17 protein-coding genes and 1 pseudogene are annotated in these 20,104 nt (G+C 60.8%); 14 read left to right on the top strand and 4 right to left on the bottom strand.

Annotation, left to right across the window (positions count from 1 at the left end):
* The 4 genes from JNK74_09420 (at nucleotide 1) to JNK74_09405 (ending at nucleotide 4,620) form a co-directional block, all read left to right on the top strand.
* On the top strand, nucleotides 1-954 hold the full coding sequence (locus JNK74_09420; GenBank protein MBL7646391.1) for a serine/threonine protein kinase: 954 nt from the start codon (nucleotides 1-3) through the stop codon (nucleotides 952-954).
* Between the two features lie 58 nt (nucleotides 955-1,012).
* Nucleotides 1,013-2,218, top strand: a complete 1,206-nt coding sequence (locus tag JNK74_09415; GenBank protein MBL7646390.1) for a L,D-transpeptidase family protein — start codon at nucleotides 1,013-1,015, stop codon at nucleotides 2,216-2,218.
* Between the two features lie 261 nt (nucleotides 2,219-2,479).
* On the top strand, nucleotides 2,480-4,084 hold the full coding sequence (locus tag JNK74_09410; GenBank protein ID MBL7646389.1) for a sensor domain-containing diguanylate cyclase: 1,605 nt from the start codon (nucleotides 2,480-2,482) through the stop codon (nucleotides 4,082-4,084).
* Nucleotides 4,081-4,620, top strand: a complete 540-nt coding sequence (locus JNK74_09405; GenBank protein MBL7646388.1) for a hypothetical protein — start codon at nucleotides 4,081-4,083, stop codon at nucleotides 4,618-4,620. Before JNK74_09410 ends, JNK74_09405 begins: the two co-directional genes overlap by 4 nt.
* Before the next feature lie 87 nt (nucleotides 4,621-4,707).
* Here the strand turns inward: JNK74_09405 and bcp are convergent, their stop codons facing one another.
* Complete coding sequence (gene bcp, locus JNK74_09400) at nucleotides 4,708-5,193, bottom strand: thioredoxin-dependent thiol peroxidase (GenBank protein ID MBL7646387.1); 486 nt, start codon at nucleotides 5,191-5,193, stop codon at nucleotides 4,708-4,710.
* Between the two features lie 244 nt (nucleotides 5,194-5,437).
* On the opposite strand from bcp, the gene JNK74_09395 reads away from it, so the two are divergent.
* Nucleotides 5,438-6,298, top strand: a complete 861-nt coding sequence (locus tag JNK74_09395) for an HDOD domain-containing protein (protein MBL7646386.1) — start codon at nucleotides 5,438-5,440, stop codon at nucleotides 6,296-6,298.
* On the opposite strand, the gene JNK74_09390 is transcribed toward JNK74_09395, so the two are convergent.
* Nucleotides 6,299-6,868, bottom strand: a complete 570-nt coding sequence (locus JNK74_09390) for a hypothetical protein (GenBank protein ID MBL7646385.1) — start codon at nucleotides 6,866-6,868, stop codon at nucleotides 6,299-6,301. It lies immediately after the preceding gene.
* 196 nt (nucleotides 6,869-7,064) lie between these two features.
* On the opposite strand from JNK74_09390, the gene JNK74_09385 reads away from it, so the two are divergent.
* The 6 genes from JNK74_09385 (at nucleotide 7,065) to JNK74_09360 (ending at nucleotide 12,627) form a co-directional block, all read left to right on the top strand.
* Nucleotides 7,065-8,612: a 2-isopropylmalate synthase gene (locus tag JNK74_09385; GenBank protein ID MBL7646384.1), complete on the top strand. Its 1,548-nt coding sequence runs from the start codon at nucleotides 7,065-7,067 to the stop codon at nucleotides 8,610-8,612.
* A 221-nt stretch (nucleotides 8,613-8,833) separates the two neighbouring features.
* The gene (locus tag JNK74_09380; protein ID MBL7646383.1) at nucleotides 8,834-9,094 is read left to right on the top strand and encodes a type B 50S ribosomal protein L31; all 261 of its coding nucleotides are present in this window, start codon (nucleotides 8,834-8,836) and stop codon (nucleotides 9,092-9,094) included.
* 24 nt (nucleotides 9,095-9,118) lie between these two features.
* Nucleotides 9,119-10,186: a peptide chain release factor 1 gene (gene prfA, locus JNK74_09375; protein ID MBL7646382.1), complete on the top strand. Its 1,068-nt coding sequence runs from the start codon at nucleotides 9,119-9,121 to the stop codon at nucleotides 10,184-10,186.
* Nucleotides 10,186-11,037, top strand: a complete 852-nt coding sequence (prmC, locus tag JNK74_09370; GenBank protein MBL7646381.1) for a peptide chain release factor N(5)-glutamine methyltransferase — start codon at nucleotides 10,186-10,188, stop codon at nucleotides 11,035-11,037. Before prfA ends, prmC begins: the two co-directional genes overlap by 1 nt.
* 280 nt (nucleotides 11,038-11,317) lie before the next feature.
* A complete protein-coding gene (gene radC, locus JNK74_09365; GenBank protein MBL7646380.1) occupies nucleotides 11,318-11,992 on the top strand; it encodes a DNA repair protein RadC in 675 nt (224 codons plus the stop codon).
* Nucleotides 11,989-12,627, top strand: coding sequence for a phosphatidylserine decarboxylase family protein (locus tag JNK74_09360; GenBank protein ID MBL7646379.1), 639 nt, complete (start codon nucleotides 11,989-11,991; stop codon nucleotides 12,625-12,627). The genes radC and JNK74_09360 overlap by 4 nt, the downstream gene beginning before the upstream one ends.
* Nucleotides 12,628-13,429: 802 nt before the next feature.
* Here JNK74_09360 and JNK74_09355 read toward each other — a convergent pair.
* Both JNK74_09355 and JNK74_09350 read right to left on the bottom strand, forming a co-directional pair.
* Nucleotides 13,430-14,929 (bottom strand): AI-2E family transporter, encoded by a 1,500-nt coding sequence (locus JNK74_09355; protein ID MBL7646378.1) that lies wholly within the window; start codon nucleotides 14,927-14,929, stop codon nucleotides 13,430-13,432.
* A gap of 179 nt (nucleotides 14,930-15,108) precedes the next feature.
* The gene (locus tag JNK74_09350) at nucleotides 15,109-16,545 is read right to left on the bottom strand and encodes a hypothetical protein (GenBank protein ID MBL7646377.1); all 1,437 of its coding nucleotides are present in this window, start codon (nucleotides 16,543-16,545) and stop codon (nucleotides 15,109-15,111) included.
* A gap of 203 nt (nucleotides 16,546-16,748) precedes the next feature.
* Here JNK74_09350 and JNK74_09345 point away from each other — a divergent pair, with 203 nt between their 5' ends.
* The 3 genes and pseudogenes from JNK74_09345 to JNK74_09335 all read left to right on the top strand — a co-directional run bounded on the left by JNK74_09345 (nucleotide 16,749) and on the right by JNK74_09335 (nucleotide 20,025).
* The gene (locus JNK74_09345) at nucleotides 16,749-17,123 is read left to right on the top strand and encodes a PilZ domain-containing protein (GenBank protein MBL7646376.1); all 375 of its coding nucleotides are present in this window, start codon (nucleotides 16,749-16,751) and stop codon (nucleotides 17,121-17,123) included.
* Between the two features lie 281 nt (nucleotides 17,124-17,404).
* Complete coding sequence (gene typA / locus JNK74_09340; GenBank protein MBL7646375.1) at nucleotides 17,405-19,297, top strand: translational GTPase TypA; 1,893 nt, start codon at nucleotides 17,405-17,407, stop codon at nucleotides 19,295-19,297.
* Nucleotides 19,298-19,461: 164 nt separating this feature from the next.
* Nucleotides 19,462-20,025: pseudogene (locus JNK74_09335) on the top strand (four helix bundle protein).
* Nucleotides 20,026-20,104 lie beyond the last annotated feature (79 nt).

The following is a 20,104-nucleotide window of genomic DNA, read 5'->3' as shown; positions in this document are numbered from 1 at the left end:
ATGAGATGGTTTGGCAGAAGAAAGAAGGCACTTGCAGCAGCGAACAACCCCTCCTCGGGTGAAGACGGGAAACCGGGCTTCGAAACCGGGGACGAGTCCCAGTTCGAACTGACGCACGTTGGACCCTATGAGATTATCGCGCCCATTGGCAGCGGCGGTATGGGAACCGTGTACAAGGCCATCGACCGCGCCAATGACCGCACTATCGCCATCAAGGTGCTGGACCGTCGCTACGATCTGGACAAGCGCAAGAAGAAGCGCGACTATCTCGGCCGCGAAATTCTCATCGCCGCCGAGTTGAATCACCCGACGATCATCAAGATGCACAAGGAAATCGTAATCCAGGAGGATCGCGCCGGGAACAAGCGCCGCTGTCTGCTCATGGAGTATATCGACGGCTACGACTTGAAAAAACACATCCATGATCGCGACCTGAGCATGGCGCAGATGATCGACCTCTGCATCCGTCTTTGTCAGGGGCTCGATTTCCTCCACCAGAATAATGTCGTGCACCGCGATATCAAGCCCGCCAACTTCCTTTTCTCGCGCGATGGCTCCCAGGTAAAGATCGTGGACTTTGGTCTTTCGAAGTCCAATGCCAACTGGCGCACGCGGTGGATGAAGGAAAGCGGCGGCACGCGACTTTACATGTCGCCCGAGCAGTTGACCAAGCAGAAACTCGACGCGCGTTCGGACATCTTCTCCTTCGGTATCACCATGTACGAACTCTTTACCGGCCGCCACCCCTGTGACGGCAACGACACACGGGCTATCCAGAAACAGATCTGCGACCGTAAGTACAAATTCGAGCCGCCGTCCACGTACAATAAAGAAGTTTCCCCGCTCTTGGACCGCATCATTCTCAAAGCACTCCGTCGCCCGCTCGATCGCCGCTATCAATCCGTCACCGAAATGCTGATGGACCTCTCTAGAATGGCCGAGTCCAGAATCTGACCGCCTGGTAGTTCAAATGGTATCTCAATACACGCCAAACCGGCCCAGCAAGCCGGGCATGTTTCGCTATTTTTTTCGGGCGGCAATCGCTTGTGTGGCGCTCGTGGCCGTAGTCCAGGCCTATCCCCATGTCAAGGGGCTCTGGCAGAGTTGGGTGCCCGGCGCGGCGCCCCGGGATATTCTCGCCGAAGCCCGGCAGCAGCGCGAGGGCGGGGACGCCGCCGCCGCCGCCGCCCTCCTGGATGAAGGGCTCGCCTCGGAGAGCAATCCCGAACGGCGCTACGACCTGCTGCGCATGCGTATCGACCTCGCCCGGGAAGCGGGCGCCTGGCCCCTCGCCGGCGAACTCTTGCAGTCCGCCCTTTCCGACTACCCCAACAGTCCCGACTATCCCGTGCTTGCCGCTTCCTTTGGAGAAGCCCTCGAACGACAGGATCGCGTGGAGGAAGCGCGGAAACAGTACGAAGAAATTATCAAGGCCTCGCCTAAAGGCCTGAAGGCGCCCGCCTTGATCGGGCTGGGGCGCCTGGCCGAAAAGAAGCAAGGACCCGTCGTCGCGCGGGACTATTACCGCGATGCCCTGAACGACGCCCCGATTGAATCGGAAACCTGGATGCACGCCCTGGAAGAAATGGGTCGGCTCAACATATCTCTCATATTCGGCCAGCTCGAAACGCCCGAGAGTAAGTACTACACCGTCGAGTCCGGCGATACCATGACCAGCATCGGCATCAAACTTAACACCACCCAGGGCCTGCTCTTACGCGCGAATGGAATCTCGGACGCGGGCAACCTTCATCCCGGCCAGCGCCTGAAACATACCCCCAAGGACTTCCGCATTATCGTGGAGCGCAGTACCTGCAGGCTCTACCTGATGGACAACCAGGGGCCTTTTAAGCTCTATCCCACCGGATTGGGAATGCCGGGATACGAGACCACCCTCGGGAAGTACACCATCGGCAACAAACAGAAAGACCCGACCTGGTTTCGCCCCAATGGAACGCCGGTTCCGCCCAACGACCCCGCCAATGAACTCGGGACACGGTGGATGCCTATGGTGCCGGCCGAGGAGGGCCTGCCCACCGACCTGGGAATTCACGGCACAATTGCTCCGGAAACCATCGGCTACTACAAGTCCCACGGGTGCCCGCGACTTCGAAACGAAGCGGCGGAAGAACTCTTCGACCTCATCGTACGCTCCACTCCGGTTGAAGTAGTCGAGAAAATCGACTGGTCGATTCACGCCAAAGGGACGGCGGCCTGAACCTTTCCTTGACAATCGGGGCGGGGGAAACGATAATTATGCGAGTCGCCATCGATGGTTGGTGTGGGCGTTTTGGCTGGACTTGAGCGGTCGATACCCCGGTCGGGTTTCGTTATCGATGGCGTCCAGCTTGATCTTACTTTACGACCATAGGCATCCCGGTCCGTTTTCGTTGTCTCGGACCTCCGCCGGAGACCGCCACGCTGTGGCGTCGGCGGGAACAGGGCCGCCCGATCAAAAGAAAGTACTTCCAAAGCGCGTATGGAATCTCCTCTATTAGACCGCCTCCTTGTCGCCCACAACACCTCCTTCTCCACCTTCATCCCCCTCCATGATCACGCCGTTTATCTCACCCTGCTTCAGGAGTGTCTCAAGCGTCTGGAAACCGGCGCGGACGGCGGGGCGGTGGTCGTGGCCGATGAAGCCACCCTGGCCTTGGTCGCCGATAGCGGCGCTGCCATTCCCGAGTGGGTGGGGACCACCATCCTCGCCGCCTCCATTCCGGGAGGGACCCTGGCCAGTATTCGCGCTTCGGTTCTCCTGCCCTCGGATCGTCTCTTCGTCTGCATATCGAACCACATCACCCTCACCCTCCTCGGCTCTCACCTGGGTGAAGGCCGATTTACCGGCGGCTGGTCGCTCAAACGCGTCAATGCCGACGCCCTCCTCGATTGCCTCGCCGCCATCGGTAGCTGGGATGGGGCGCACGCCGCCGCGGTCGCCGAAATCCCCGAACCGAGCGACAAGGAAATGTCCTTGCTGGCCATGGACTTGATGGCGACACACGCGCGGGTTCAGGCGGTGCAGCACGAGAGTATCGCCAAAGACAAGGCGGACCTCTTCTCCGTGCTTGCAATCCTGAAGGCCATCTCGGCCAAGCGCAGAGCACACGACATTCTCTTCGTATTCGTCGAGCACATTTCCAAGGTGGTTCGTTCGGACCGCTGCTCCATCGTCCGCATCTGGGGTGGGGATCCCCACGGCCACGTCATGGCTTCCCATGAAGATGCGACCGTAGTGGACAAGACCATCGAGCTCTTCAAGTATCCCGAACTGCATCACAGCATGAACACCCATCAGAAGGTCCTGGTCAACGACGCCCGCACCTCTCAGGCCTCCGAGCCCTTCGTTCAAGAGCTTAAACAGGCCAATATCAACAGCCTCGTCGTCATCCCCATCGTGCTCTTTGATCAGCACGTGGGCTCGTTGCTGTTGCGGGCCGCCCGCTTCGAAGGAAACTTCACCCCGCGGGAAATCAGCTTCTTCGAGATCGTCGCCGAGGCCGCCTCCAATGCGCTGGAACGCGCCCAGCTTTTTGAAAGTATCCAGGTGGCGAACGAGCGCCTCGAACGCCTCGCCATTACGGACGGTCTGACCGGACTTTACAATCATCGGCACTTCCGCGACCATATGCAGAAGGAATTCGACCGGGCGAGCCGCTATCGCCTCCCCCTGGCGTGCATGATCTTTGACGTGGATGACTTCAAGAAGCTCAACGACACCTACGGCCACTTGACGGGCGATCTGGTGCTCAAGGAAATCGCGGAGCGCACCCTCAAGTGCGTTCGAAAGAGCGATCTTATCGCCCGTTACGGCGGCGAGGAATTTGTCGTCATCATGCCCCAGACCGGGCGGGAGGGGGCCGAGGTCGAGGGCGAACGTATTCGCGCCATCATTGCGAACACGCCCTTTCGCGAGGTTCCCGAAGATCGCCGCGTGACGATCAGCGCCGGGGTAAGTATACTGGAGCATGATGTGATGCTGAATGCCGAAGACCTGCTCCGCGCCGCCGATCAGGCGCTGTACCAGGCCAAGCGCAATGGCAAGAATCAAGTGGTGCTGGCACCGGAAAAAGGAAGCAAATGAAAAAAGCAGTCGTATTCGTTGTCGCTCTCGTGGCTCTCGCGGGTTGCAGCACCACCAACGCGTTTATCAGCATGAAGCCCGATTACTCGGCCCTGCCCGCCGATGACCTCAAGGCGGTCGCCGCGTCCATCGAAGCCATTGTCGCGGAGGGCCGGGAAGAGTTTGCCCTCGATTCCGTCGGCGGTATCGTGGTCGATACACCGGAGATCAAACAGGCGGTGCGCACCCGCGCCATTCGCCACACCCTCGTGTCCGAGTTTCTCGACAGCGGCTTCGGAATCGAAGAAGACAACGGCCTGATCGCGGTGCAGCGCAGCAGCGCCTACAAGAAGGCGACCACCAGCGCTCAGCGTGATCGGGAAGCCCTCGTGGTCATGAGCGAAAACAACAATCGCTGGACCATCTACGAAGGCCTCTTAAAGGCCAACAACTGGCCGCCCGCGTCCCTTTCCGCCATCCAGGAAACCTTTTTTCAGGCGCGCGTACCCCTCATGAAAAGCGGCCAGCAGCACGCGCCCGAAACTGAATCCCCGTGATTCCGGGGGGTGACGAATCAAGCCGTGACGCCATAGCGCCCACGCCAATCCAGATTCGCCCTCCGCACCGCGCGGAGGGCGCTCCTGTTAATGCTGGAGGCCGGACAGGTATTTGAGTACCTGGCCGGCGTGCCCCTCGGCTTTCACCTTGGGCCACGCCTGGATCAGGGTGCCGTCCGGCCCGATGAGGAAGGTGGAGCGCTGGATGCCCTCAAAGGTCTTGCCGTACATGCTCTTTTCCACCCAGACACCGTAGGCCTCGGCCAGCGCGTGGCTCTCGTCCGCCAGCAGGGTGAAGTTGAGCTCGAAGCGCTCCATGAACTTGCAGTGCGATGCGGCGGAATCCGGACTCACCCCGAGTACCACGGCATTGGCCGCCAGGAAGTCCTCGTGGGCGTCCCGAAACTCACGGGCCTCTACCGTGCACCCGGGCGTGTTGTCCTTCGGGTAGAAATACAACACAACGTACCGGCCTTTGAATTGACTCAACCTCACCTTCTCGCCGGTATGGCTGGTCGCGGTGAAGGTGGGGGCTTTCTTGCCGACGGGGGGGACAGTGGCATCAGTGGGCATGTCCGGGGTACTCCTTGGTGTGGCACAACAATCGACCGTGGCCAACGGCCAGGTCGTCCGGGTCGGTCAGAATGCCCCGCCGCCGGTGTGGGGTGCTGCCCGCGTCCCACACGCGCACCGGGGCATACCGCGCTCCCGACGCGGTACACTTCAACCATGTGAAAGAGGCTTGCTTCGATCTCTTCCATGACGTATTATGACTATAGCGAAACGCTCGATTGAAACACCAGAAGGATTCACATTGGTGAAAACTCCCAATATAGAAGAAGCACTGCTCAACATCCGGGAACTGCCCACCCTGCCCGCCGTATTGGGCAAGATCCTTAGTACGGCAGCGGACCCCGATGCCTCCGCCATTGATCTCGGTCGGCTCATCGCCGCCGATCAGAGTCTTTCGGCGACGCTCCTCAAGCTTGTGAACTCGTCCTACTACGGTTTCTACAGGCAAATCAAAACCGTTACCCAGGCCATCGTTGTGCTGGGCTTTCTCGAAGTGCGAAATCTGACCCTGACCGCGACCGCCTTTCAGGCTTTCGATTCGGTGCCCTCCAAGTACGACCGCCCCCAGCTCTGGCGTCATTCCCTCGCCGTCGCCATCGCGGCGGATCGCATTGCCAAATTGCTGAAGCGAAATACCGAGGGCTGCTTTGAGTCCGGGCTGCTTCACGACATCGGCAAAGTCGTACTCGACTGGCTTTATCCGGAATTCTTCCGCGACGCCGTCGCCGACGCCAACGCAAAGCCCTGCTCCATTGCCGATGCGGAGCTTCCCATTTTTGGCATGACCCACGCCACCGTGGGCGGGCTCCTGGGCGAATATTGGAATCTCCCGGAGAGCGTCGTGGAAACGATCAGGTTTCATCACGACCCCGCCGCCGCCACGCTGGATCCAGAGCAGGTCTACATCATCGCGGCGGCCAACATTTTGACCTACAAGGCGGGATTGGGCGAAGCGAGCGGTGGGTGCGCGCCGGAGTTGTCCCCGGAGATCATGGCGCGTCTTGGACTCACCGAAGCCCATTGCGCAACCGTGGTGGCCGAACTGGTCGAGAACGCGGCCAAGATCGAGCAGATGGTTGGCAGCCTGACCGGGCGCGCCGCCTGATCAGGAGGGACGCGCCTGCGCCTTAAGTACGGCGTCAAGCGCGGCCCGGAGACGATCCAGCACCGCCAGCGGGGTGTCGGCTGCCGCGCGGTGTTCCTCGATCACGTCCAGCAGGACGCGTACAAGGGCGGGGCGCCACCGCGCCACGGGGCGATTCAGTTCTTCCCGCAGGTGCAGCGCATCGCCCAGAAGCTGGTGCCGCGCCACGCCTTCCAGGGGCAGGAAATCACATTCCTCGATCAAGCGTTCCAGCAATGCGGGAATCTCTGTTTCGGGCCCCCCGCTCAGCGGGGGGAACTGGAGGTCGAAAGCGAATCGGTGCTCCACCAGATCGATGCCCGCGGCCGTGATTCGCACGGCGGAGAACATGGGCGGTGTGTAACCCATCATCATCTCCACCAGTTTCCGGTCCGACAGATAGTGCATGTTGGGCACGATATTGTGGCGGTCAAGCGGGGGATGGGCGAAAAATACCTCCGGCTCGACCATGCGGAGGGGATCGTCCAGATAGGACTGGTACAACAATTCCAGGATCATCCGCCGCAAGGCTTTATGGTCTTCAATACGCATGGGCCGAGTATAGCAACCCGGCCCCGCCATGCCGCAAGCCGCCGCATTGCGAAATTCCCGGATGGGGCTTTATACTATAGGGCCGGGTCCGGCGGGACCACGCGCTCCCATCGCGCCTGTCCCCGCCCCGGCACTATCGCCCCGAAGGGGGCAGGGGACCGCCCCGCGGCCGCTACGAAGAGGAGAGCCAGCAGTCATGGCAGTACAGATCGAGATTTTTGACACCACCCTGCGGGACGGCGAACAGTCGCCCGGAGCGAGCATGGATGAGCGCGAAAAGGTCCAAATGGCCCAGCAGCTCGATCGGCTTGGTGTGGACATTATAGAGGCCGGCTTCCCCATTGCGTCCAACCAGGAGTATGAGGCGGTCCGCAAGGTGGGCCAGGCCGTGGAGCGCGCCCGGGTGGCCGCCCTCGCCCGCGCCCTGCCCAAAGACATCGAGCGCGCGGCCAGCGCGCTGGAAAAAGCGAAGCGCCCCGTGCTGCACACCTTTCTCGCCACCTCCGATATCCACCTCGAACACAAGCTGCGCATGTCGCGTCAGGAAGTGCTCGACCACGTGGGGAAAGCGGTGACCCTGGCCAAGAGCCTCGTGCCGCGCGTGGAATACTCCGCCGAAGACGCCACCCGCTCCGACTGGGACTTCCTGGTGGAGGTCACCAAGGTCGCCGTTCAGGCGGGCGCGGATGTCATCAATCTCCCCGACACCGTGGGCTACACCACTCCCGGCGAAATTCGGGGCATGTTCGAGCACGTGATCAAGAACGTGCCGGGTTCCGACAAGATCGTTTTCTCCTCTCACAACCACAATGATCTCGGTCTCGCCGTGGCCAACGCGCTGGCCGCGGTGCTCGGTGGCGCGCGCCAGGTCGAGTGTACCGTGAGCGGCATTGGCGAGCGCGCGGGCAACACCGCCCTCGAAGAAGTCGTCATGGCCATGCGCACCCGTCACGACATCTATCCCTTCGACTGCGGCATCGATTCCGTCGAGCTGGTGCCCTCCAGCAGTCTCCTCAGCAAGATTACCGGCCTCGCCATCCCCTACAACAAGCCCATTGTCGGCCGCAACGCCTTCGCCCACGAGTCCGGCATTCACCAGCACGGCATGATTGCGAACCGCCAGACCTATGAAATCATGACCCCCGAATCCGTGGGGCGTAACCGGAGCGAGCTGGTCCTGGGTAAGCATTCCGGGCGCGCGGGGCTGGCCAATCGAAGCGAGCACCTGGGCTACAAGCTGGACGACGCCGCCATCAGCCAGCTCTACGAGAAGTTTATCGCCCTGGCCGACAAGAAAAAGGAAGTCTACGACGACGATTTGCGCATGCTGATCGTGTCGCTGAATAACGAAAGCTTCGAGGTATATCACCTCAAGCAGCTACGAACCTCCGGCAATGACCCGTCCATGGCCCTGGTGACCCTTTCCAAAGGCGAGGAGACCTACACCGATACGGCCACGGGCGACGGCCCGGTTCACGCCGCGTGCATGGCCATCGAACGCATCATCGGCGTCTCCGGTCGCCTGGAACAGTTCGATGTCCGCGCCACCACTCCGGGTAAAGACGCCCTGGGCGAGGCTTATGTAACGGTTTCTTTCAGTGGAAAGACCTACAAGGGCAACGGCGCGAGCACGGACATTATCGAAGCCGCCGTTACGGCCTACCTGAACGCCATGAACAAATACCTGGCGCTCTCCAGCAGCGAGGTGCCGATCCGGCCCGTAGATGTTGCGGCCAGCGTCTGAAAGTTGCTTCCCAACCCCAACGAATGGTATAGTATCGCGTTTTGCCGGGCAGGAACACCTGCGGTTGCGTTCTGCCCGAATTTTCAGGCCCAACGGCACCCGCTTCCAACCTTGGCTGTCGTTAGGTTATTACAGGTTAAGTGAGCCCCCAGGCCCTTGCGGATTTCAAGGCGGGCGGCAATACATGGCGCGGCTCCAAAGCCCGATCAAGGAGAATCATCATGAAAGAAGGCATTCACCCGAAGAACTACCGGGATGTGGTATTTAAGGATGTAGGCGCGGACGAAGCCTGGATTACCCGCTCCACCGTGAAGACCGATCGCACCATCACCTGGGAAGACGGCAAGGAATATCCCCTCTTCACGCTGGAAATCTCAAGCCGTTCCCATCCCTTCTACACGGGCAAGCAGAAGTTCATCGACACCGAAGGTCGCGTAGAACGCTTCCAGAAGAAGTACGCCCGCACGTTGAAAAAGGACTAAGCGCCTTTCAACATGGATAGAAACATGCGCGAAAAGCTCCTCGCCGTCGCGGCTGAGTCCGACCGGTTGAGCGCGGCCATGTCCACGCAGGAAGTGGCGGCCGATCCCGAAGCCTATCGCAAGCATGCCAAGGCCCACGCCGAGATGAACGATCTCGTGCGCTGTTTTCGCCGCTACGAGGAACAGGAAAACGGCCTCCGGGAAGCCGAGGCCGTTATCCGCGAGGAAAACGACCCCGAAATGCTCGCCCTCGCCGAGGAAGAGCGGGACACGTTGCGTGTCTCGCTCGAGTCCCTTGAGCAGGAGTTGCGCATGCTCCTCGTGCCCAAGGATCCCAACGACGACAAGAACACCATCGTCGAAATCCGGGCGGGCACGGGCGGCGACGAAGCCGCGCTCTTCGTGGCCGATCTCTTCCGCATGTACTCCCGATTTGTGGAGCGCAAGGGCTGGAAGATCGACGTCATGAATTCACACGTCACGGAGCTGGGCGGCTACAAGGAAATCTCTTTCCAGATCACGGGCGATCAGGTCTTCAGTCAAATGAAGTTCGAAGGCGGAGTGCACCGCGTCCAGCGTGTGCCCGATACCGAGACCCAGGGCCGCGTACACACCTCGGCCGTTACCGTGGCCGTAATGCCCGAAGCGGAAGAAGTGGAACTGGAGCTCGACATGAACGATCTCCAGTTCGACGTATACCGCAGTTCCGGGCCCGGTGGCCAGAGCGTGAACACCACCGACTCCGCCGTCCGCGTCACCTATAAGCCCACGGGTATGATCGTCACCTGCCAGGACGAAAAGTCTCAGCACAAGAACAAGGCCAAGGCCCTGAAGGTGCTTCGCGCGCGCCTCCTCGATATTAAGATGCAGGAAGAGGCCGACAGCCGTTCGAAAGACCGCAAGTCTCAGGTGGGGAGCGGCGATCGCAGCGAGCGCATCCGCACCTACAACTTCCCCCAGAATCGCCTTACCGATCACCGCATCAAGCTATCGATCAATTCCCTCGACCGCGTCATGAGCGGCGGCGAGCTGGATGAAGTGGTGAACTCCCTCATCGCCGCCGACCGCGCCGCGAAACTCACGGAAGAGTAATGGCCACGGTCCGCGAGGTTCTGGCGGAGACGGCAAAACGCCTCGCGGGCGTCACGGAAACCCCCGAGTTCGAAGCCAACCTTCTCGCCGGCCACGCCTGGGGTTGGGACCGTGCCCGACTGATTATGAATGCCGCTTCCGCGGCGGACGCTGACCTCCTGGAGCCACTGGTGCTTCGGAGGCTCGCCCACGAGCCCGTGGCCCATATCCTGGGCAACTGGGAATTCTTCTCTCTCGAATTCGACACGCCGCCGCCCCTGCTCGTGCCACGGCCCGAGACCGAGCATCTCGTCGAGGTTGCCCTTGACCATCTGGGCGACTCGGAAGGGCGCGTGCTGGATCTCTGCACCGGCACCGGCTGCGTGATCCTAAGCATTGCAAAGAACGCCCGAGGCGGGGAATGGTGGGCCGGCGATCTCAATCCAATCGCGGTGGACGCCGCCCGCGCCAACGCCGCCCGCCATGGGGTCACGCTCAACGTTGTCGAAGGCGATCTCTTCGCGCCCCTGCCAGCGGATGCTGGCCCCTTCGATGTGATCGTATCGAATCCACCCTACGTGCAGGATGACGAGTGGGAGGGACTCGCACCGGATATCCGGAACTACGAAGATCCCCGCGCGCTCCTCTCCGGAAGTGACGGGCTGGACTGCATCCGCCGCATCGTCGCACAGGCGCAAGACTGGCTCGTGCCCGGCGGACTTCTCGCGCTGGAGATGGGGGAGGCCCAGGGCCCCGCACTCCGCACACTCCTCGCCGGTGCGTGCTACGAGGAGATAAAGATTGCGGAAGACCTCGCGGGGCACAATAGAATCGCCAGCGGGCGAAGGGGGAGTATTCTGAACCGCGAATGAACGCGAATGGACGCGAATTTGTCCAACGGTCGCGCTCACAAGAGTTTGAGCCTGGCTCGCCTCTCTTATTTGCACCAGAATTCGCTTCCATTCGCGGTTCAAACCACATTTGACCTCATCTGCGCTCTTCTCGATAGGCAGTCAAGCGTCTGGTCTCTTTTCATCGACTCGCGGGGCGTCCAGGTGCTAGAATTCCCCCTTCGCAGTCGGATCGGCAGTCTTGAGATATTTTCTTGAACGCGGAGGGGTCGGGATGAGCGAGTTACCTCAGTTTCGCAGCATGGCCGTGCGGGAGATGCCGGAGACGGATCGCCCTCGGGAACGCCTGGAGCAGGTGGGTGCGGAGGCCCTGCGCGATGCCGAGTTGATCGCCGTGTTGTTTCGTACCGGCACCCGCAAGCAGGGCGCGGTCGGACTGGCCGAAGAGCTGATTCGGCGCTTCGGCGATTTGCGTCGTCTGGGGCGCGCAAGTCTTCAGGAATTGCAGCAGGTGCCCGGCGTCGGGCGCGTGAAGGCGATCGAGTTGAAAGCGGCCCTGGAACTGGGAATGCGCCTCGCGCGGCACCAGTCCCTGGGGCGGCCCAAGATCTCCAGTGCGCGGGACGTTTTCGACCTGCTGAAGTACGATTTCAAAGAGTACGAGACGGAGCGCTTCAAGAGCGTGCTCCTGAACACGAAAAACGAAGTGCTCCGGGTCGTGACGGTGTCCAGCGGTTCCATCGCGGAAACACTGGCCGCCCCCGGCGATGTGTTTCGCGAGGCCGTGCGCGATGCGGCCGCCGGAATTATTATATGCCATAACCACCCCAGTGGGAACCCCGAACCGAGCCAGGCCGATCTTCGGCTGACGCAGCAACTGGTCGAGGCGGGCAAGATACTCGGGGTATCCCTCCTGGACCATGTGGTCTTCGGCGATATGAAATTTGTAAGTTTGAAAGAAAGGCAATTGATGTGAATAAACCGTTCAATGGTTGGAAAGAGGGTTTACCCTTCTATGGCCCCGTGCTCGCGGCCGCCGTGCTTCTGGGCTTCTTCCCCGTCATCGGCTGGTTCGCCCCGCTCGTCGCCCTTCTCGGTGTGTGTATGGCGCTCTTCTTCCGCGATTTCCCGCGAACCGTCAGCGCGGCGGGCCACGAAGTCGTCTCCCCGGCGGACGGCACCGTGGTCGCGATTGAGGATCTGGACGAATCCCCCCACTACGACGGCCCCACCCGTCGCGTTTCCATATTCCTCTCCGTCTTCAACGCCCACCTGAACCGCGCACCCTATCCCGGCACCGTGACGGCGGTCAAGTACGCCCCCGGCGCCTTCAAGGACGCCCGGCTGCCCGAGACCTCCCAGGTGAACGAGTCCAACGCCGTCTGGATGGAAACGGAAAAGGGCCCCATGACCATCCGGCAGATCTCCGGCGCAGTGGCCCGCCGCATCGTCTGCCCCGTCGGCGTGGGAACAACCCTCACAAAGGGCGAGAAATTTGGTATGATACGCTTTGGTTCCCGCACTGAACTCTATCTGCCGGCCGGTACGGAAGTCACCGTGACGCTGAACCAGACCGTCTACGCCGGCTTAACCGTGATGGCTCGATTCTGATGAAAATTGCCCGATTCCGCACCCACAAGCGACGCCATCTCGTCCGGCGCAAGCCCATCAACGCGCTGGCGAGCTTCATGACCGTCCTGAATCTCTACTGCGGAATCGCAAGTATTTTCGCCAGTATCGGCAATGAATTCGAGCAGGCGGCCATCTTCATTCTCGTTGGAATCATTTTCGACGCGCTGGATGGGACCGTAGCCCGCCTCACCAAGAGCACCTCCGATTTCGGCAAGGAACTCGACAGCCTCTGCGACATCGTGACCTTTGGCGTGGCCCCTGCGGTGCTCGTATTTACATCCTATCTGCCCGACGCGCCCACGTTGCACCTGGAGATGACGAAACATACCGAATCCATCATCGGGCGCACCGGTTCCTACATGGCCATTCTCTACGTCATCTGCGCGGCGTGGCGCCTCGCCCGCTTCAATACGTTCCAGGCCGAGCGCACCGATTACTTCACGGGGCTACCGTCGCCCGCGGCGGGGGGTACCCTGGCGTCTTTTGTGCTCTTCCTGGCTTACTTCGAGTCGCGCCTCGACAACTACCAGATGGGGCCCTTCGCCTATTACCTGCTGGGGCCGATGGCGGTGATTTGCGGCCTGCTCATGGTCAGCACCGTGCGCTACCCCAAGAACAAGATGAAGTCCTTCCTGCTCGCACCGCGCCATGCCCTCATCGCCCTCGCCGTCTATGCGGTCATTATCGTCGTGATCCACTACGCCGTGAGCAAATCCCCCAAAATCGTGCTATTCCCCCTGGGGGCGACCTATGTGCTCTACGGCCTCGCCGATACCGTCTTCTACACCTTTTTCAAGCGGCGGCCCTTGCCCGCCGAAGAGGCGGTCGGGCCGGTCTTGCGGCCTTTGGAGCCTTTTTCACCTTCGGTCTCGGAGTCCGGCCCGTCCCCGTCGTCGTCGATTCCCGAGAAGAAGTCGGACGCCCGGTAGTTCTCCAGCAGTTCGCCAAGGATAACTTTGAGTGTCGCCGCGATCGGCACCGCCAGCAGCAGCCCGGCGAACCCCAGCGTACTGCCGAAGACCATAATCGCCAGGATGACCCACACCGGCCCCAGACCCACCTGCGATCCCACGATGCGCGGCGTGAGGAAGTTGCCCTCCAGAAACTGGGAGATGACAAACGTGGCGAGCACCGCACCCACGTGCCAGTTCACCGGGCCGTAGTGGAGCATGGTCAGAATGACCGCGGGGCCGATGGTCAGGATCAGGCCCAGATAAGGGACGAAGCTCCCCAGCGCCCCAAGGAACGCCAGCAGCAGGGCGAAAGGCGCTCCCGCGATGAGGAAGCCAATCGCGTACATCGCGCCCAGGCAAAAGCACACCGTCACCTGGCCCCGAAGAAAAGAACGCAACTGGCGGTCAATGCTGGACATGATCCGGCGCGTCTTTTTCCGGTAGCGGTGGGGCACCAGGTCGTCGCAGGCGGCCACAATGTGGTCGTAGTCCTTCAGCAGATAGATGGCCACGAAGGCAAACAGCACAAAGTTGCCTATGAACAGAAAAGACCGCAGGAAAGTATCGCCTATCAGCCCCAGAAGTCGAATCAGGGAGCTGCCCGCATCCTTGAACTGGGGGAAGAGGGACTTGAAGATGGCGCCCGCGTCTTCCGTTACCGTCTCGCCGATCTTCTGGCGCAGCAGGGCCATGGCGTCGGGATCCTCCACCTCTGGACCCGCCAGCTTCATCACCCGGACCAGGCTGTCCAGAGCCAGCCATTTCTCCAACTTCGCCGCGACCACTTTTTGAAACTGGGAAGCGGCTACTTTGTCCTCCTCCGACCGAGTTGGCCCGTCGAAGAGATCGGTGATTCGCTCGCCCACCTCCGTACCGTTGACCTCCGTTACTCCCGTCGCTCCGTCACCGGCAGTGGGGGCGGGGAGCTCCGGAGTCGGCGCGGGCGCAACCACCTTCGCCGCGCCTTCCAATGGCTCGCCGGGCTGCTCCATGTTGTCCGCGTCCGCCGCCTGCCTGCGGGCCGGCTCCATCATTTCAGTGGCCTGCTCCATCACGCTCGAAAAAACGAACAACGGCAGGAGCATGGAAGCCAGAACAATTCCCCCCACCAGCGTGACAATCGCGCCCACCCGCGAGATATGGCGGCCCTTGATCTTGTAGGTCTCGATCTTGTCGATGACCGGATCAAAAACATAGGCCACGATAAAGGCGAAGAAAAGGGGCACCAGCACGGCGCTCAGGAGATAGAGCACGGCGGAAACGACAATGATCGCCCCCAGCAGGCCCACGGCCCGCACCCACTTGTTCTGAAAGACTTCTAAAACCATGCACCTACCCTCGGGGTGAAGTAAACTCATTGAAGCGGGGCCGATCCTGCCGCCGCACGGCAAGCATACAAAGCGCCCTGGGTCCCATACAAGCTGCGGGCACGATTATTCGCCCGAAGGGGTCTGGGTCAGCAGCGTCGCGACTAGATAGGACACCCCGATCGGTCGGATCCGCCCGATCAGTCGGATTTTACAGCCTTGTGCAGGCCTTCCGGCTCCTTGATCACAATCCACGGGCGTGTGTCCGGAGCCTTCAATGCCTGTGAGAGTCCCCCTGCCGGAATTGGATCGAGCCACCGGCTTTTTTCAATATCCAGCCAGCGCAGTACCGTGCCGCCAGCGCAGTTCGCGAGCATGGAGGTGGCCTCCCCACCTTCGGGAAAGTAATAGGCCTGCTGCTCCGCGCGATTGAGAGTCAGGTAGACCGGCGTGGCGTCGGTGCCGACCAGGTTGTAGCCGAAGGGCTTCGGCTCCGCCCCCACCAGATCGAAGGCCTCCGCAAACATCCGCGCACTCTTCAGGTTTGCCTGGGCCCGCTCGCTGAGGCCCAGCCCCGAATCGGGTCGGTGGAAGCGGATGGACGCCGCACCGCCCAGCAAACTGCGCCAGAAGCGCGCTTCGCCGTCCCGGCTGCTCCCGAAGCGCCCGCCGTCCGCGCCGTAGCACTTTACGTGGTTGATGGGCCGGGGCGCGTCTTTCAGGTAGTCTCGTACCCAGAGGAGATTGCCCCAGTGCTTCTCGCCGTTATTGTGATTGTTCTGCGACATGTCTACGAAGCTGTAGATCTCCGGGTGGTCCAGCGTGCTCCGGTGCTGCTCGGCCTGAAGGTTCCAGTCATCCCACATCTCCGTCGTCTGCGCCACCACCCCCATCTCCGCCGCCTTCGCCTTCACATAGCCCGACCAGTAGGCGCCCCACTCGGGATTCGCCCCCGTCTCGTTGTCCATGCAATAGAGCACGTTGGGATAGGGGAGGGAGATCTCCAGCACTTTGTCGATGTGCTTCTGTTGGTACTTCAGAAGCAGCATATTGTTTTCCTCCGCAGGCTCCGTGCGAAAAAAGCGATTCTTGTTGGCGCCGGGGTGGTCGGGATAGTCGTTCAGCAGCCCCGATGTCTCTTCGGTGTAGTTGATGTTGTTTACTGGCCGGAAGGGATTCTTCTCCCAATACTGCATCGCATAGTCGAATCGATCCCACAGTTCATACTGGATGACGATGTCCCGCGCCAGGCAAAAATCCAGCAGGTGCCGCAGACGCGCGTAGTACTCCTCGTTCAGGTGCTCCAAGTCGTATTTACCGTCTGCGTTCTGGTGAAACATCCACACATTGCCTTCGTCCCGAGAGGAGAGGGTGTTGCGGATGTAGTTCCCGCCCGAGGCCTTTAACAAATCGAGATGTGCCTCCAGATCGGGAATCTGGAACAGGTTGTCCTCCACCGAGCCGCCCAGCAGCACCACGGGCGCGCCCTTGTACTCCCAGTAGAAGGGGTTCGCCGCGGCGGGCTTCAGGCACTGAGCATTGCGCGTGTCTCGATCCGGTGGCGCAGCGGGGGCGAAAGCGGGCAGCGCGGCGGTAAGGACAGCGAAAAAGCTCAGACAGGCTCGTGGGTAGCGCATGGCGTTGGAATCCTCGTGATTAGGGCTTCGGTAGTGTATCGACCTTCGGCTTCGCAGGTCACGGCTCTTCGCACTCCCGCCGCCTGCCGCAGAATTCGCTGGCATCGGGTATAATTCCACCAACGCCGTGGATTTTGATCATATTTTTTGCCTCATCGGCCTCTGAGGTGTTGAATCTACCCTTTGAGAGGAAAGTTCCCCGATTGTCCAGTTACAACCAGCGCACCTACACCCGTATTGACGTAAATCTTCCTGTGACTGTGGTTCCCGAGGGCGGCGCTTCTTTCGAAGCTTCGGTGGTTGACATCTCCGTTGGCGGCCTGCGCGTCGAACACCGCGAGCCCATGGAGCGGGGGACTCCCGTAGTCTGCAGTTTCGTCGGAGAGACCCACACGCTCATCGAAGTGCGCGGCATCGTGTGCTCCCGAGACCATGAGAGCTTCGGCGTACGCCTGACCGGTTATGACACGGTTTCCTATATGTACTTGAAAGGGCTTCTCTTAAGCATTGCGGACGACCCCCACGCGTTGGAGGACGAAATCCTGCTTAACCTCGATGAACTGCCCCAGGCGGATTGACGGGCATCGGGAGAGCCTAACCCCGCCCTAACACGCGCATTTCCTTGCCCTTACGCATGAAACGCGCCGCGAAAACTTGCCTTTCGGCGTCCCGGCCTTGTATAATCGGGGGTCTCGTCGATTGTCTACCCGAAAACCGCCGACTCCCGATCCCTGCCTCGTTTCGGTCAGGGGGGCGCCAGGATGTTTTGGTTCCGGCCCTGTTCCGTTCACCCGGTTTTCGCTAGATCCCTCAACTGACCGGGCAGCCAAATCGTTAAAGCCAAGGAGAATTCTCGTTCATGCATTCGATTGATAAAATCCGCAACGTGGCCATCATCGCCCACATCGATCACGGAAAAACCACGCTGATCGACAGTATTTTTGCAGCCACGCACCTCTTTCGCAGCAACGAAGCGGTGGCGACGCGGGTCATGGACAACAACGAGCTCGAACGGGAGCGGGGTATCACCATCCGGGCCAAGCACTGCACGGTCACCTGGAAAGATTACCTGATCAACATCATCGATACCCCCGGCCACGCCGACTTTTCCGGCGAGGTGGAGCGTACCCTCTCCATGGTGGACTCCGTGCTGCTGCTGGTGGACGCCAACGAAGGCCCCATGCCCCAGACGCGCTACGTGCTTACCCGCGCCCTTCGCATGGGCTATCGCCCCGTCGTTGTCGTGAACAAGGTGGACCGGCCCCAGGCCCAGCCCGACAAGGCGCTCGACAAGACCTTCGACCTCTTCGTCGAACTCGGCGCGACGGATGAACAGTGCGACTTCCCCGTGCTCTATGGCTCCGGCCTGGCCGGCTGGCTCGTGCGTGATCTGGAAGACGACGCCCACGAAGGTATGGAAGCCCTCTTCGAGACCATCATCAGCGAGGTGCCCGCGCCCAAGGGCGATCCGGAGGCACCCTTCCTCATGCAGGTCAGCTCCATCGGCTGGAAAGACCACATCGGCCGAACCGCTCTGGGCCGCGTGCTCCAGGGCAGCCTCAAGAAAGGCCAGAAGTTTCGCCGTGTGTCCACCCGGTGGCTGGGCGAGAAGCTCGCCCATCACGACGATTTCCACCACCAGCGGGAGTGGGACATCACCGGCGACCGGCAGGAAAAATGCACCTACCTCTGGGTCACGCGCGGCCTCGAGAGTGAACTCGTCGACACAGTCAGCGCGGGCGACATCGTGACCCTCGCCGGACCCGACGACATCAGCATCGGGGACACGTTCTCGGATCTCGACTACGACAAGGTGCTTCACCCCCTGGAAATCGAAGAGCCGACGGTCTCCATGAATTTCATGATGAACAGCGGCCCCTTCGCCGGGCAGGACGGCGACGCCGTTACGCTGCGCCAGATTTCCGCGCGGCTGGAGAAGGAGCTTCGCACCAACGTGGCCCTGCGCGTCGAAGAGACCGAGCGCGGCGACGCCCTCAAGGTTTCCGGCCGCGGCGAACTCCACCTGGCCATCCTGCTCGAAGAAATGCGCCGTGAAGGCATGGAGCTCTGCGTTTCCCCGCCCGAAGTCATCATCCACCGCGATGAAGACGGCAAGCGCCTGGAGCCCATGGAAGTGCTGACCATCGACGTGCCCGGCGAATACCAGGGCACGGTTATCGAAAAGATCGCGGGCCGCAAAGGCGAACTGGCCGCCATGCACGTCGAGCCCACGGGCATGGTCCGCCTCGAATTCAACATCCCCACCCGCGGCCTGATCGGCTATCGCGGCGAATTCCTCACCGACACCCGCGGCCTCGGCATCATGGCCTCGCGCTTCGTGGGCTACGGCCCCTGGTGCGGCGATGTCGTCACCCGAAAGCGCGGCTCCATGGTCAGCATGGAAACCGGCCAGAGCACGTCCTACAGCCTGGAAAACCTCCAGGAGCGTGGGACCCTCTTCCTCGGCGCGATGGAGCCGGTCTACGAGGGTATGATCATCGGCGAATACTCCCGCCCCGGCGACATGCCCTGCAAGCCCACCAAGCGCAAAGCCCTCACCAATCACCGCGCCGCCGGCAAAGACCACAGCAGCGGCCTCGACGTGCCCCGTATTTTGACCCTCGACGTCGCCCTCGAATGGATCGCCCCCGACGAGCTGGCGGAAATCACGCCGCGATTCGTGCGGGTTCGCAAGGCGGTGCTGAATTCCGAAGAGCGCAAGCGCGACGAGAAAAGGCGAACTTCGGCCTGAGATTGAGTTGGCTGAATCATTTCCACGACCGGCGTCTCCCTGAGAGACGCCGGTTTTTTTTGAATTGGGGCATCCGTGGGGGGGCTTATGGGTCTTATGGGTTGGGCAGCGAAAGTGGTATAGTGTCTATCGGAATCTCGATAGACCTGTAAATCGGAGGGCACATGATGACGCAAGGCGGCTTTATCCCACCTCACGGAAATTATGAGGCGCTAATCTTCTATCAGAAGACCGAGGTGATCTTTGACATCACGTTCCGATTCTGTCAACGCTTCCTCGGCAGGGGAGATCGTACGGTCGACCAGATGGTGCAGGCCGCTCGGTAGGGAAAGCAGAACATCGCGGAGGGCGTGAAGGCGTCAGGCACTTCAAAGGAGACAGAGATACGGCTCATCAATGTAGCACGATCCAGTCTGGAAGAGTTGCTTGTCGACTACAGAGACTTTCTGCGCGTACGCGACCTGCCCCTGTGGGCCAAGGATTCCAGGGAGGCCCGATATGTTCGCCAGCTCGGAAAGAAAGTACCCTTCAACTTTGAATTGTTTCGAGTGTTTGTCGAGAGTCGACCGCCCGAGGTTGTCGTAAACATTGCCATCTGCCTGCTTCATCAGGCGAACTATCTGCTGGATCAACAGAAGCGGGCACTGGAGCGCGACTTCATAAATGAAGGCGGTATCCGTGAACGCATGAAGCGAGCCCGCTTGGAGCAACGCAAAAAAGAAGGTTGATTTGGCAAACTGGAAGTTTGCCCAACCCATACGACCCATACGACCCATACGACCCATACGACCCATACGACCCATACGA

The sequence above is a fragment of the Candidatus Hydrogenedentota bacterium genome (assembly GCA_016791475.1).
Classification (GTDB): domain Bacteria; phylum Hydrogenedentota; class Hydrogenedentia; order Hydrogenedentales; family JAEUWI01; genus JAEUWI01.
This window is presented reverse-complemented; position numbering and strand designations above follow the sequence as displayed.

Excerpts from the sequence above, each read along its gene's own strand:
- JNK74_09420 (MBL7646391.1), top strand. The coding sequence starts at position 1 with ATGAGATGGTTTGGCAGAAGAAAGAAGGCACTTGCAGCAGCGAACAAC.
- JNK74_09415 (MBL7646390.1), top strand. The coding sequence starts at position 1,013 with ATGTTTCGCTATTTTTTTCGGGCGGCAATCGCTTGTGTGGCGCTCGTG.
- JNK74_09410 (MBL7646389.1), top strand. The coding sequence starts at position 2,480 with ATGGAATCTCCTCTATTAGACCGCCTCCTTGTCGCCCACAACACCTCC.
- JNK74_09405 (MBL7646388.1), top strand. The coding sequence starts at position 4,081 with ATGAAAAAAGCAGTCGTATTCGTTGTCGCTCTCGTGGCTCTCGCGGGT.
- bcp (MBL7646387.1), bottom strand. The coding sequence starts at position 5,193 with ATGCCCACTGATGCCACTGTCCCCCCCGTCGGCAAGAAAGCCCCCACC.
- JNK74_09390 (MBL7646385.1), bottom strand. The coding sequence starts at position 6,868 with ATGCGTATTGAAGACCATAAAGCCTTGCGGCGGATGATCCTGGAATTG.
- JNK74_09385 (MBL7646384.1), top strand. The coding sequence starts at position 7,065 with ATGGCAGTACAGATCGAGATTTTTGACACCACCCTGCGGGACGGCGAA.
- JNK74_09380 (MBL7646383.1), top strand. The coding sequence starts at position 8,834 with ATGAAAGAAGGCATTCACCCGAAGAACTACCGGGATGTGGTATTTAAG.
- prfA (MBL7646382.1), top strand. The coding sequence starts at position 9,119 with ATGCGCGAAAAGCTCCTCGCCGTCGCGGCTGAGTCCGACCGGTTGAGC.
- prmC (MBL7646381.1), top strand. The coding sequence starts at position 10,186 with ATGGCCACGGTCCGCGAGGTTCTGGCGGAGACGGCAAAACGCCTCGCG.
- radC (MBL7646380.1), top strand. The coding sequence starts at position 11,318 with ATGGCCGTGCGGGAGATGCCGGAGACGGATCGCCCTCGGGAACGCCTG.
- JNK74_09355 (MBL7646378.1), bottom strand. The coding sequence starts at position 14,929 with ATGGTTTTAGAAGTCTTTCAGAACAAGTGGGTGCGGGCCGTGGGCCTG.
- JNK74_09350 (MBL7646377.1), bottom strand. The coding sequence starts at position 16,545 with ATGCGCTACCCACGAGCCTGTCTGAGCTTTTTCGCTGTCCTTACCGCC.
- typA (MBL7646375.1), top strand. The coding sequence starts at position 17,405 with ATGCATTCGATTGATAAAATCCGCAACGTGGCCATCATCGCCCACATC.